Source organism: Paenibacillus anaericanus (assembly GCF_003994475.1).
GTDB lineage: Bacteria > Bacillota > Bacilli > Paenibacillales > Paenibacillaceae > Fontibacillus > Fontibacillus anaericanus.
In genome coordinates, this window is record NZ_RZNY01000006.1 from 132,698 (window position 1) to 145,166 (window position 12,469).

General features: G+C 41.6%; 15 protein-coding genes and 1 pseudogene. 7 read left to right on the forward strand and 9 right to left on the reverse strand.

The features are described from left to right. Nucleotides 1–112: 112 nt before the first annotated feature. The gene (gene rpmF / locus EJP82_RS09560; protein WP_127191826.1) at nucleotides 113–286 is read right to left on the reverse strand and encodes a 50S ribosomal protein L32; all 174 of its coding nucleotides are present in this window, start codon (nucleotides 284–286) and stop codon (nucleotides 113–115) included. 48 nt (nucleotides 287–334) lie between these two features. Beyond that, entirely contained in the window at nucleotides 335–850 is a 516-nt protein-coding gene (locus tag EJP82_RS09565) for a YceD family protein (protein WP_127191827.1), read from the reverse strand. Between the two features lie 175 nt (nucleotides 851–1,025). Between EJP82_RS09565 and EJP82_RS09570 the strand changes: the two genes are divergently transcribed. Then, nucleotides 1,026–2,267 (forward strand): nucleotidyltransferase, encoded by a 1,242-nt coding sequence (locus EJP82_RS09570; protein ID WP_127191828.1) that lies wholly within the window; start codon nucleotides 1,026–1,028, stop codon nucleotides 2,265–2,267. Here EJP82_RS09570 and EJP82_RS09575 read toward each other — a convergent pair. Continuing rightward, nucleotides 2,257–3,282: a SepM family pheromone-processing serine protease gene (locus tag EJP82_RS09575; protein ID WP_127191829.1), complete on the reverse strand. Its 1,026-nt coding sequence runs from the start codon at nucleotides 3,280–3,282 to the stop codon at nucleotides 2,257–2,259. The genes EJP82_RS09570 and EJP82_RS09575 overlap by 11 nt on opposite strands. 144 nt (nucleotides 3,283–3,426) lie before the next feature. Here EJP82_RS09575 and EJP82_RS09580 point away from each other — a divergent pair, with 144 nt between their 5' ends. Then, nucleotides 3,427–4,659 carry a nucleoside recognition domain-containing protein gene (locus EJP82_RS09580; RefSeq protein ID WP_127191830.1) on the forward strand — a complete coding sequence of 411 codons (1,233 nt, stop codon included), beginning with the start codon at nucleotides 3,427–3,429 and terminating at the stop codon, nucleotides 4,657–4,659. Nucleotides 4,660–4,669: 10 nt separating this feature from the next. On the opposite strand, the gene coaD is transcribed toward EJP82_RS09580, so the two are convergent. The 4 genes from coaD to EJP82_RS09600 form a co-directional block, all read right to left on the reverse strand. Continuing rightward, nucleotides 4,670–5,188: a pantetheine-phosphate adenylyltransferase gene (coaD, locus tag EJP82_RS09585; protein WP_127191831.1), complete on the reverse strand. Its 519-nt coding sequence runs from the start codon at nucleotides 5,186–5,188 to the stop codon at nucleotides 4,670–4,672. Continuing rightward, on the reverse strand, nucleotides 5,185–5,781 hold the full coding sequence (rsmD, locus tag EJP82_RS09590; RefSeq protein WP_127191832.1) for a 16S rRNA (guanine(966)-N(2))-methyltransferase RsmD: 597 nt from the start codon (nucleotides 5,779–5,781) through the stop codon (nucleotides 5,185–5,187). The genes coaD and rsmD overlap by 4 nt, the downstream gene beginning before the upstream one ends. Nucleotides 5,782–6,394: 613 nt before the next feature. Further along, entirely contained in the window at nucleotides 6,395–6,664 is a 270-nt protein-coding gene (locus EJP82_RS09595; RefSeq protein ID WP_127191833.1) for a YolD-like family protein, read from the reverse strand. Nucleotides 6,665–6,685: 21 nt separating this feature from the next. Then, nucleotides 6,686–7,075, reverse strand: a complete 390-nt coding sequence (locus EJP82_RS09600; RefSeq protein WP_127191834.1) for a YhjD family protein — start codon at nucleotides 7,073–7,075, stop codon at nucleotides 6,686–6,688. Nucleotides 7,076–7,477: 402 nt separating this feature from the next. Here EJP82_RS09600 and EJP82_RS28145 point away from each other — a divergent pair, with 402 nt between their 5' ends. Next, the gene (locus EJP82_RS28145) at nucleotides 7,478–7,606 is read left to right on the forward strand and encodes a YjcZ family sporulation protein (RefSeq protein ID WP_211350072.1); all 129 of its coding nucleotides are present in this window, start codon (nucleotides 7,478–7,480) and stop codon (nucleotides 7,604–7,606) included. Nucleotides 7,607–7,690: 84 nt separating this feature from the next. On the opposite strand, the gene EJP82_RS09605 is transcribed toward EJP82_RS28145, so the two are convergent. After that, a complete protein-coding gene (locus tag EJP82_RS09605) occupies nucleotides 7,691–7,912 on the reverse strand; it encodes a phage holin (protein ID WP_127191835.1) in 222 nt (73 codons plus the stop codon). A 287-nt stretch (nucleotides 7,913–8,199) separates the two neighbouring features. Next, nucleotides 8,200–8,409, reverse strand: a pseudogene (locus EJP82_RS28340) (M15 family metallopeptidase); the annotation flags it as partial. 81 nt (nucleotides 8,410–8,490) lie between these two features. On the opposite strand from EJP82_RS28340, the gene EJP82_RS09615 reads away from it, so the two are divergent. From EJP82_RS09615 to EJP82_RS09635, 4 genes are all read left to right on the forward strand, one after another. Next, nucleotides 8,491–9,159 (forward strand): site-specific integrase, encoded by a 669-nt coding sequence (locus tag EJP82_RS09615; protein WP_170220165.1) that lies wholly within the window; start codon nucleotides 8,491–8,493, stop codon nucleotides 9,157–9,159. Nucleotides 9,160–9,877: 718 nt separating this feature from the next. Further along, a complete protein-coding gene (locus EJP82_RS28630) occupies nucleotides 9,878–10,030 on the forward strand; it encodes an aspartyl-phosphate phosphatase Spo0E family protein (RefSeq protein WP_127191838.1) in 153 nt (50 codons plus the stop codon). A gap of 875 nt (nucleotides 10,031–10,905) precedes the next feature. After that, the gene (locus tag EJP82_RS09630; protein ID WP_127191840.1) at nucleotides 10,906–11,709 is read left to right on the forward strand and encodes an alpha/beta fold hydrolase; all 804 of its coding nucleotides are present in this window, start codon (nucleotides 10,906–10,908) and stop codon (nucleotides 11,707–11,709) included. A gap of 140 nt (nucleotides 11,710–11,849) precedes the next feature. Then, nucleotides 11,850–12,293, forward strand: a complete 444-nt coding sequence (locus tag EJP82_RS09635; protein WP_127191841.1) for a carboxymuconolactone decarboxylase family protein — start codon at nucleotides 11,850–11,852, stop codon at nucleotides 12,291–12,293. Nucleotides 12,294–12,469 lie beyond the last annotated feature (176 nt).

Genomic DNA, 12,469 nt, shown 5'->3' on the forward strand with positions numbered 1-12,469 from the left:
AATTAGTATAAAACATCTGTCCACAAAAAGAAAGCACAATCGTTCTGAGACAAAAAAAAGTAGCACCTCACCGAAGATGAAGTACTACTTTGAGTTTAAACATATCTCAAGACTACTGCTTGATGATTTCTCTTGCTTTGTATGTTCCGCAAACTTTGCATACGTGGTGAGCAAGCTTCATTTCTCCGCATTGTTCACATTTTACCATGCCCGGCACAGCCAATTTAAAATGCGTGCGGCGTTTGTCGCGGCGCGTTTTGGACGTTCTCCGTTGAGGTACTGCCATGGTTCCCACCTCCTTATTCAAATAAACCTATTCGGTAATTTTTTCATCTCATTTTTTGAAAAAATCGCTTAGCGCTGCTAATCTCGGATCTATACGATCTTTATTACAGTCGCATTCCCGTTCGTTTAAGTCAACCCCACAATTTGCGCAAAGCCCCTTGCAAGAATCGCTACATACGGCGACAAACGGAAGATTTAGAACAAAGGATTCTTCGATATATGGAGTCAAGTCCACACTGTCTTCGGTAACATACCGGAGTTCCTCTTCTTCATCCTGCAATTTTGTCACGGGAGTGTCGCTATGTTTGAAGCTTTCTTCAAATTCGATATCGACTTCGCGTTTCAAAGGCTTCAGACATCGGGAACAAGACATATCGAGTTCCACAGACAAGGTGCCGCTGACATCCACAATGCCACCTTCCGCAGATTTAGCCTGCAGATCGGCTTGAAGCGGTCCCATACCAATAATGTCCTTACGCTCTTCGACTAAACTGCTAACATCCAAAGCCTGATGGAGTTCCACCGGTCCTTCAGATGTAGCTACTTGACGAAAATTAAAATTCACGAATATCACTCCAAACAAACAAAATTTATTATACCGATTTTTAGCCAGTTTTGTCAACAACAAAGCATAGTTTTCTATCCAGATTCAGAAATCTTACTTCTTCGTGTTATATTACTATTATTGCACAAATCGGGCGAAGAGTAACAATCTCTGTCGCAAAAAGGTGGAAGTTGTTTTGAATATCACGGGATTGATTGTTGAATATAATCCACTACATAACGGACATGCCTATCATTTCGCAGAAGCAAAACGTCTCACAAATGCCGATGGCGTCATCGCTGTCATGAGCGGCGATTTTCTACAACGTGGCGAGCCAGCACTCGTAAATAAATGGGCGCGAGCAGAAATGGCGCTGCACTTAGGTGTGGATCTCGTGCTTGAGCTTCCAGTTGCCTATGCGACGCAGCCGGCAGAGTGGTTCGCTTACGGCGCAGTTGCCTTGCTAGAGGCCACTGGCATCGTCACAGATCTGTGCTTCGGTAGTGAAGCTGGCCAGCTTGAAGCGCTGCTACCGCTCGCAGAGCAGTTAGCAGACGAGAGCGATGCACTAAGGGCCGCTCTCGCCGAGCAGCTCGCCACTGGGGCGAGCTATCCCGCTGCGTACGCCGCTGCGGCCGCAGCCACACTTACCGCAGCTGGAGGAGATACCTCCAGCGAAGCCATAGTAGCGTTGTTAGCGCAGCCTAACAACAGCTTAGGCCTGCAATATCTAATCGCGCTACGAAGACTGAGAAGCCGCATCTCGCCCGTCACGGTACTGCGAAACAGCTCGAACTATGGCGATGTCCTGCCAGGAAATGCGACCATCGCTAGTGCCACCGCCGTGCGGAGGCTCATCGAAAGTGATGGACTAGCCGCCATCGCCCCCTACGTTCCGCATTTCACAGCAGATATTCTCGCGCGAGAATTTGCAGCTGGACGCGGACCAGTAACATGGGAAAGCTTCACAAGGCCGTTATTTCACCGTCTTCTACTGAGTTCTCCGCAAGAATTAGCTGGACATCACGAAATGACCGAAGGCCTGCAATTTCGCATCAAAAAAACGCTATATGAGCTCGAGAAGCCCACCGTCAGCGCGCTCCTCCAACAACTCAAAACAAAACGTTATACACTAACTAAGCTACAGCGCACGCTACTTCATGTACTATTGCAGAATGAGCGCTCAGAGCTATCCAGGTCAGCCCTTGCTGAGGGTCCAGGTTATCTTCGTGTCCTCGGATTCAGCGCCAAAGGACGCAAGCTACTCAAGACCATGCGAAAAAGCGCGTCGCTTCCCATCGTCACAAGAGCTGCTGACTTAACTCACCCCCATTTGGAACTTGACCTCAAAGCCTCCTCCGTCTACGCTAACGCCATGCAGGAGAGAGATCAAGACTCCATATTTCGCGATTATCGTCAGCCGCCTATCATGCTTTAGGTGGCAGTTCCTCTAAATATTTTAGCGCATCATCTACATTTTTTACTGGCACCAGCGTCATCTTACTTCCGATTGCTTCTGCTTTCGCTTTGGCATCATTATAGTTCGACTCTGGCACAAAAAATATTTCAGCGTGTTCTCGGTCCGATGCAACGATTTTGAACTGGACTCCACCAATCGGTCCAACCGTTCCATCTACTGACATCGTACCGGTCCCCGCGATACGGTAACCTTTACTAAGATCACCAGAAGTCAACTGATTATAGATTTCGAGCGTAAACATCAGCCCAGCGGATGGCCCGCCGATTCTGGTATTAGCAAATTTGACTTCTTTACCACTTTCATTAGGCATAACTTTACGAACTTCTCCTATGCTAACACCAAGCCCCGCTTTGGTAGTCTCACTATCCCCACCAATCTCCACTAATTCAACCTGCTGATTCAAAATTTTTCCATCTCGCTTGAGCTCCACAGAAACAGTTTCTCCCACTTTTTTTCCTTTTAATAAAGATGCTAAATCCTCTAAACGGCCTACAGATGCTCCATTTACTTTAGTAAAAATATCTCCAGGAAGAAAATCCCCCTTAGTTTGAATCGTCTTGGACAACCCCACGATAAATACATATTCAGGAACTATTTCATATGGAACATCCGCTTGATTATAGGCTGCAACAATCGCATTGGACTGTGAGCTGCTCATATAATATTTCTGTTCTGTTGCATACTCCTTTTCGTCTCGATCAGGTTCTTTACGGATGATCTCAGCGTGAGTATTAAATTGAGACGTAACTAACATCGCTAAATTGGCGTAACTGACGGACACTGTCGTGAGCATAAAGGTCCCTTTTTCCTCAGGATCTGCATCCTGCACAGTGACCATTGGCTTGATCTCCTCTGCAGTCCCCGGCTGGTTAATCATATAAGGGGTCGGCATATAAACAACCACATAAACTAGGATGATAATTGTGAGCACATAAAGTCCGGATTTAATTATTCTTGATCTGGATTGGCGCATTGTATGTTCATCTCCTTCATGCAGGTAGAGTATCCCTTGGTCTGTTAAATCCGAGTTAAGCATAAGCATGTACTAATAGAGGTCGTACTTATAGCTTACGTTTACATATACGAAAAATGTCTGTACAAAAGAGGGGAATTACACATGAATCGTGATAACTCCGTAACTGGCAGCCACAGCTTAGCCTTAGCGACGACGATTGGACTTGGGGCCATCGCTGCACTGCTTGTCTTCAGTATCGTCTATGCGCCAGCCGCGACCTTCCAAGCATCTGGACAAGGACTGACCATTTGGTGGAGAATCGTATTTCCGGCTATGCTGCCATTTCTCGTTTTATCTCAAATATTGCTCGCTGGCGGTTTTGCGCAAGGCCTCGGGACGCTACTGGATCCTTTTACAAGGAAGGCACTCGGTTTACCTGGTATCGCCGGTTGGGTTCTTCCCCTTGGTATGACTGCGGGATTTCCAGCAGCCGCAGAAGCTACAGCAACGCTCTACAAGCAAGGGAAGATCTCTACCTTAGAGGCAGAGAAATTAGCTGGTGCGGCGCACTTTTGCAGCCCTGTGTTACTCATTGTTGTTGTCGGAACGGGATTTCTAGGTGTTCCTGGACTTGGGCTACTCCTACTGGTTGTGCATTGGGCTGCAGGCCTTGCTGCTGGAATGACGCTACACTTCCTCACGACTTCAAAGCAAAAAAAAACTACAACAAAAGAACTTAAAACTCAAGAACAAAGCAAACGAGCATCATCCAGGCTCAAACTTGCTATACGAAATATGGAAGAGGTTCGTAGAGAAGACGGTCGTGGCTTCGGTAAACTATTAGGCGACTCCGTCACCTCAGCCGTGCAAACCATGATGGTCACCGGTGGGTTTATGCTTATTTTTGCGGTCGTTATCCAAGTGATCTCTTCATTTCTCCCTACAGAAATACTAGCATTCCCTATTGCAGGATTATTAGAGGTCCACCTCGGAGCTTATAGTGCTACCAAGTTGGATTTGACACCCGCCTTACAATCAGCCTTACTGGGTGCAGCGCTTGGGTGGAGCGGTTTGTGTGCTACCCTTCAAGTCCGTGCCATTCTTGGACCTATCGGAATCAAAGGACGTTATTTCCTAATCAACCGTATGCTCCATGGGATCTATGCCTATATTTTCACATTACTCCTTTGGAAGCCCCTAACCTTACTCACAGGAGTGCTACCCGTAAATAAAGAGATCGAACGTAGCGGTGTCTTGACCAAAAGTATCGAAGCCATACTGCCAAATTGGAATCAAGTCATGGCTATATTCGAATGGCAAGTTTGGTTACTTGGTTTACTAGTTGGTTTATTTCTCTTGTTGGGTCTCTTCTGGAGGAGACATATGGATACCTAACTTAACTTAATTAATTATTAGTTAGTTGATTTCCGTCATATTTATCCTTCAGCGCTTTCTCTACCACAGCCGGAACTAAATCACTTACATTCCCTTGAAAGCTCGCAATTTCCTTCACCATGCTGGAGCTAAGATAAGAATATGTAGGATTCGTCATCATAAAGATCGTCTCTACCTCACTGTTTAACTTGTGATTAGTTGAAGCAATTTGGAGTTCATATTCGAAATCTGTTACCGAGCGAATACCTCTGACAATAACATCCGCTTGTTTATAAACCATATAATTGACCAAAAGATCGCGAAAACTGTCAATCTCCACATTCTCGAGATGACTAGTAGCAGAGGTGAGAAGCTCTTTCCTCTCCTCAACAGTAAACAGCGGACTTTTACTCGTATTATTCAGAACAGCCACAATTAATTTATCAAACTGCCGGGAAGCCCGCTGGATGATGTCCATATGCCCTTTGGTCACCGGATCAAAACTACCAGGATATACCGCCACTCGTATCTCATTATTTTGCTTCTTCATGTTGAAACTCCCCCTTGCTCGGTCAAGACCGACTCTTTCTCTTGTTCGTATGCATAAATTGAAATAGCCACTTCGCCATACTCAGCTTTACGCCATATCGCAAATTTTCCGAAAGTATCCGGATATACAAATGACGACTCATGTTCGAGCACGATCGTTGCTTGATCTTCTAACAAACCAAGACTATCCATCTGCTCCATAAGCTTGTCCCCATGTTTCAATCGATACGGCGGGTCTAGAAACACTAGATCAAAAGTGATCTCTCGCTTAGCTAATGCTTTCAGAGCTCTCTCCGCGTCATTCTTATATACTTCAGAGCATTCTTCAAACTTGGTTGCCTTTAAATTTGAACGGATAATCTCAATACTTTTGTACTCCATGTCAACGAAGACTGCCCGTTCCATCCCACGACTAAGCGCCTCAATCCCAAGGCCACCTGTACCCGCAAATAAATCAAGTACCGATCCACCTTCAAAATAAGGACCTATCATGCTGAACAATGCCTCTTTGACCTTATCGGTTGTCGGACGAGTCCCCGTACCTGGAACAGCCTTTAATGTCCTGCCCCGAGCACTTCCTGAAATAACTCTCATTCTAATCACACCCTTTTTGAACACACACTTTTTATAATACCTAACCTACACCAACACAACTGTCGATATCGTACCATAATCCAAAGCGGATTTAAAAACGCAATCATTATAACATTATTTAGGCTCTGAAGGTATAAATCAGCACAGTGCGGACACACTTAAACTATCGACATCACCAAATGTCGTAGACAACCGCGGAGAAGACTTACGTTTCCCCATAAGCTCTTCATCCGGTTTCTCCTCTCCCATGAGGGCGCTCTGCAAAGGGCGCCCAATTTTTTAATTCAACAAACCCTTTATTCATAAGGTTTTCTTCTGATAATATCGACAATATCCTGGAACAATAGATATATGGGCGTTCGAGAGCTTGAGGAGCTATGCGAAGCGGGTGAGTTGTATTTAAAAGAACACGGATACGAAATATAGCAGGTATCATCCCCTTCAAGTAAAAACTCTAGTTAAACTCAAACAGGGCCGTTCATGGATGGAAAGTAGAGGAAGATAAAATACTACGTTTAACTACTAACTCGTGGGTAAGCTGTGGGTAAATGAACCAAAAACAGACCGTAGAGGCATAACGCCAAAGCGGTCTGTTTTTATTTTGTATATTCTTTTACTCTGCATTAACAACCGCCATTATATCTATAAACGGCACTTTATGTATCTCGCCTATTACATCGGCTATGTGTACGCTCTGAGTACGTGAGTCCATATTAGTTATCGTACCTTTCAAGTCGTCCTCCCAACGCCAAATAGAAAACGTCAGGACCGTGTTACTCTCTTTCGCCTCCGTAAGTCTTTCGGCTAATTCCTCTAGCTCCAGATAATCCCTCTTAGGTCTTGATTCCTTATACTTCTTACTGGGTTTTGGAACAGAATACATGTGATCGCCTCCTGGTTGTATTTACAATTGCCCTTTTAGGTATCTAGCCAACTCGGATATATATTGAGATAGCTTTAAACTGATCTCTGATTTCATAGCATCGCGCGTTATCCCAAATACGTCCTGATATCCCCTACAGTGGTAGTGGTGATTTATTACAAAGTCCTCGTACTTGATTTCTAAAATTCTTATGTCTCGCTGCTTTAACTCCCTTTTTAAATTACGTGAGTCTTTAATAATCTGATCAAGTATCCTTTGCCCAGCCATCAGATACAGACGTTTTAAAATGTTGGTTGAATACTCGATATCATCTAAACTCTTCTGTACCATACTTTGCAGATGCGGTAACAAAATATAATCGCGAATCATCGTGCGTTCCTCGGCTGTTATGATATTGGCAATCTTACTCATTACATACGCCTCCAATAATACGAACATCTGTTTGTATTATATGCGAATGTACGTTCTTTATTCAAGAAGAAAATCTACCCTGTCACCATTATTTCATACAAATCATATCCTAGTATTGACACCTTCAACCACCTACCCGTCAACCTCCAAAGAGTATTGTTAGACCCTCCAGCGAGCAACAGCTGGGGGTTCTACCTATGATCTTTCCATTGCGCTATTGTGTCCCGTTAGTGCAACAGTCAATCCATTAGAACATTATTAATATCAATACACAGTTACAATCACCCAATCAAAGGGAGAGCAGCGTTCATAACATAACGTGTACTTATAATTAGGGAGGTGCTTATATGTCCGGTATAGTTGGTGGAGCTTTTANGTACTTATAATTAGGGAGGTGCTTATATGTCCGGTATAGTTGGTGGAGCTTTTACAAACACAGGTACAATCCTTGTATTGTTCATCTTATTAGTAATCGTCTCTTGCGCTTGTGTAGGTTTCGGTGGTGTTGGTGGTCTCGGTGTTGGCTGTTAATGCCGATAAAGCGTTTTAACGTCTAATGTGGATAATGAAATAAAGAACAACCCCACTAGCCTATACCTGTGGGGTTATGTCAGTTTATAAATTAAACCCAGAACTATTCGGCTTCGTTGGGTTCGACACGATCCCCAAGGTTGTTAATAGGCCAAGAACAACGTTTACTATCGTCATAATGTCTTGTTGCATAATATCCGAAACTTCAAACGTTTCTGTCAGGTGCCCAACAAGTTGGACTAATAGCAAAGCTTGAGATACAACACTTACCCATAGGGCATAGTTGCGCCATCTTTTCTTATTCATGATTATTTAGCCCCTTTCTTTAAAAGCCCGAGATTATGAAGCATTTGAATAATATTTAAATCGATTTTCGATTTATCCGACGAAGTGGTAATAGCACCGGATTTCTTGGCTGCCTCAACCGCTTCTGCATAGCCGGATGCATATGTTTCTTTGCCTGTTATATTCAGTCTCTTCTCTAGCGCTGCAATTTGCTTTGCTTGTTCCTTTACCGTAGTTTGTAAGGCTGTGGACACATCTTTTTCTGCTGCTGTCATCTCTTCATCCTCCTTCGTAATATCAAGCTTTAAATCAGTACCGTATCCTTTGTAATTAAATTGTAAATGAGGGCTATCCCAACCCCAATCGCCACCCCACTCAAACCCCAACCTCTTAGCCTCTGCTATTGCCTTTTTAATGCCCGCGGCTCCATACCCGTTATAATCTGTAGCGCCTGTAGCAAGGACAGGCACAAAGTCCAGCGCTTGACCTACTATGTGATAACTCTTAAGCGTCTTATTGTGTACATCTATCGGGTGCTAAGAAGTGTTTTTCTCAGAACCGTTGAGTGGAAGGTAATAAAAAAAAGTCCTATGGACGGCGTGAAAAAACCTAAGGAGATACCAACTAAAGAGATTCAGGTTTATGATGAAAATGACGTCAAACTTTTATTTAAAGCTCTAGATGATGAACCATTTTTATTCCGAATGTTAATCACTTTGGCTATCTCTACAGGCATGCGGCGTGGCGAATTAATTGCTTTAGAGTGGAGTCACATTGATTTAATCGAGGGTACTTTAAGAGTCGTACAATCCATTTCAATTAAAGACAATGGGAAACCAGTTATAAAACCTCCTAAGACAAAAAAATCAATTCGCACTATATCATTACCATCTTCCAACTTAGAGATGCTGAAAAAGTATCGTATGCATTACCTCCAAGAAAAAATGAGAATTATGGATCGTTGGAAAGAGAAAGAACATGAATTTGATTTTCCAAACGCGTACGGAGGCGCATTATACTTCAACCGACCAACTAAGTGGTGGATTGAATTCCTTGATTATAACGGCCTTAAAAAAATAAGGTTTCACGACCTCAGACACACCTCAGCGACTTTGTTAATTAATCAAGGTGTCCATGCAAAGATTATTTCTGAGCGATTAGGTCACGCAGATATCACTACCACCATGAATGTTTATGGACATGCTCTACAATCGGCAGATAAGAGCGCAGCCGACAAACTGGATACATTATTCAAGTCATCTTTATAAGTTGTAGACTGATTGTAGACCAAATGTATAATAAAGGTTCAGAAAACACGAAAATGTTTAACAGTATTCAATAATCGAAGCGTAATAAAACATATCTATTATCACTGTTTTGCAAAGCCTTATAACTGAGTCCTCTCTTCTCCCATGAGGGCGCTCTGCAAAGGGCGCCCAATTTTTTTGTGTGAAAATACCATATAAACCAAGGCTTTATTGGATTTATTTTAGTTAAAACTCATTCAGGGTGGCAATTAGGTGGCATTTGTCATCGTTTCCGTATGCCTGTAATCATTTTGTATAATACTGCTCTAACAAAAAAAACGCAGTCCTTAAGGGTCTGCGTTTTTTGATGCCGCCTAATTATTCAGTCATCAATCTAAGGGAACTAGTAGCCCATATTTTGAGTTTTGAGCGCCGAAAAAAATCTAACCGATTGAATGACCTTATTCCTTCCAATTGATGCCCCAATGCATGAATAATGACGAAATAACGTCTACTGGTTCCGTTACAATCCAGAACAGTGGAATAAACCGCTAATTACTAATCACAACATCGTTTTACATATTTTATCTTATAAGGAGGATATTTGTCTTAATTTGCCGAAATTCATAATACCACATTTGATTCCGGTGCGGACGGGACAATGCTGGGTTTCCGCTTTACGGTCGTGGTGCACAGCGAACGTCTAATATAGATATATAAATATTAGGGGCTGTTCGATTTGTGTGAACTTTACAACAAAATTGAAGAACTCCGCTTGGAGTTAAATAAACTCGCTGTGTATGGACGCCTAGCTGACCAAGAGTTAGTAATTCTTAGCCAAAAACTTGATAGATTGTTAAATGAGCTCCAAAGAGGTAAACAAGCAAAATGAAATAAGGGAGTCGCGGATGCGGCTCCTATATTATAGAAATAACACGCTCATAATGCGCAGAAAAAAAGAGGAATTGAACAAAAATATCCCACAGCTGGATTGGTAGTATGGACTTTTTTCTTTAACAAAGACCACTAGGGGCCACTAGCGCTCCTTCCTCATAATATTTGCAGGAAGAATACGATTACTTGTCGAATTGAAAGTTGGTGAGAGTAAAGTTGCTACTATTTTTATGTTTTTATTTTCATTTTCAGGTTTCACATTTTTGATTTATGACTTACTTTGGTGAAAAAAAAACATTCCCAAACATTCTAACGAAAAAAGACCACTTAGGATATTGGTTAAACCCCAATACTGTATACAATGAAAAAAAAGTAAAAGCCCTATTAACTGAACTATTTAATGACAAAGCGGCAGACCAAGAATAAAATCCTGGTCTGCCGCTTCAATGATTCCACTATCGTTTCTCGTTAGTTTAATCATACCCTTAATTATGTTCAAACTTTCGCTAGTTCCTGTTTGTAGTAAAGAATGAGCTAATTCCTATTTAGACATTTGATTAAGGTAGCATAAATTGACTGTGAGAAATTATTATGGAATCATGAGTAGGGTGATGAGATGAGGAAATTAATAAGTAAAGAAAATACGGATTGCTCAGCTGGTAATAGAGGAGGTAAGCGAAAAGGGGCAGGTCGCAAACCAATAGGAACAACTCGAAAAATTTCATTAACTTTACCGCAGGAATGCTGGGAAGAAATAGATCGCTACTGTCACAGAGGGGATTATTCTGTTTCCGAAATACTAAGGTCCATTATAGAAGATAACCTTAACAACGCCGATTTCTTATGATTAAGTAAGTGTGGGAGGCCCATGTTATGTTAGAAGGCAATTTAAAATTAGATGATGGACTGCTTTTTTACGAAGTTTCAGGGAATGGCGATCCTGTTGTTCTGATACATGGAAATTTTAATGATCATCAAATTTGGAATGAACAAGTTGACTCATTTTCCACACATTATAAATTAATTCGATATGATTTAAGGGGATATGGCCTTTCCAGTACACCAAAATCCTCCTTCTCCAATATAGATGATTTAAAAGCACTGATTGATACCTTGAAAATTCATAACGTTACTTTAGTAGGTTCCTCCATGGGTGGCGGCATTGCTATCGACTTTACTCTTACTTATCCTCATCTAGTCAAAGCTCTTATTTTGGTTTCACCCTCCATAAACGGCAATCCTTACCCTATGAATATGATGTGGCAAGGAACAAAAAATTATATCAATCTTCGTTTGAAAGGACGTAAGAAAGCCATTGAGTCATTCATAACGAATCGTTTCTGGCAGTACTTCATTCCTTCCATAAAAAAAGAAGAAGCTCGAACAAAATTGATCAATAATATTGAGAACCCTAACAATTTTTGCAGATTCTCTCCGAGTCTCTCAGTTGCTGTTAAACCATATGCTTTTAATAGATTACACGAGATTAATAAACCGACCCTTATTATAATATCTGATCAAGATCATTCATTTAACAAAGAAACTGCGGAAACCTTACATAAAAGTATAGTATTATCATCTAAAATAATCATGCAAGACTGCGGCCATCTCCCGTTTATCGAGGCGCCGCGTGAATTTAATCAAGTAGTTCTTGATTTCCTATCGAAAAGAATATGATCATAATGATTCTACTAGGACATTCCAAAAATGATTTGAATGTCAAACGAAAACGTAGCACAAATGTTCGTATAATCTGAATAATAATGGTATAATAGTGGCATAATATTGATAAATAAAACATCAAGGAGTTTTGCCAAATGAGTCAAAGAGTTCCCTACTATGAAGTTGCACCTGATGCAATGAAAATTATGATGGACATGGAGATGTACACCAAAAAGTCTACAATTAATCGAACTACAAGAGAACTTATCAAAATTAGAGTCTCTCAGATTAACGGTTGTGCCTTCTGTATAGATATGCATACATCCGAAGCTCGTAAAATGGGTGAAACGGAACAACGAATTTATTGTTTAAATGTTTGGAATGAATGTACTTTTTATACACCTGAAGAGAAGGTTGCTCTCGAACTATCTGAGCATATTACTTTAATCCCTACAAAAAGAGTTCCTGATGACCTATATAAACGAGTACGTGAACAATATGACGAGAAACAATATGTTGACCTTGTTCTGATTATCAATCAAATCAACAGTTGGAATAGAATTTCTATTGCAATGGGCAATACAGCAACTGAAAAATAATTACTCTCAATGAACACCTTAGGGTGTTCATTTTTTTCTTCTTTTGCTACACCTATGTCTCTACTTCGCCTTTGACTTTTCTACGATCCGACCGAATCCGCTTAGTGAAACGTTAGCCGTAAAGGTAGGCTTCTCAGAACATCGGCTATTAGTGGATATTTGTAGCTACAACGCTA